Here is a 266-nt window from a genome sequence, read left to right on the forward strand (position 1 = left end):
GATGTTCTCCATCCAGTGGCGATAGGTGCTGGTCCAGTTCGGCGGGACGAACTTCACTTCGCCTCTCTCGACCAGGTCCATGCCGCGCTTGGCGAAGCCGTCCATCGCGACGAACCACTGGTCGGTCAGATACGGCTCGATGACCTGGCCGGTGCGGTCGCCGCGCGGGACCTGCAGCTTGTGCGGCTTCGTTTCCACCAGGAAACCGCCGGCTTCGAGATCGGCGAGCACGGCCTTGCGCGCGTCGAAGCGATCGAGGCCGCGGT

General features: G+C 65.8%; 1 protein-coding gene. It reads right to left on the reverse strand.

Annotation, left to right across the window (positions count from 1 at the left end; all coding sequences use genetic code 11):
* The coding region (locus tag SB719_RS20560; RefSeq protein WP_412159800.1) for a class I tRNA ligase family protein at nucleotides 1-266 on the reverse strand (266 nt) is incomplete at both ends.

The sequence above is a fragment of the Pantoea sp. SIMBA_079 genome (assembly GCF_046940275.1).
GTDB lineage: Bacteria > Pseudomonadota > Gammaproteobacteria > Enterobacterales > Enterobacteriaceae > Pantoea > Pantoea borealis.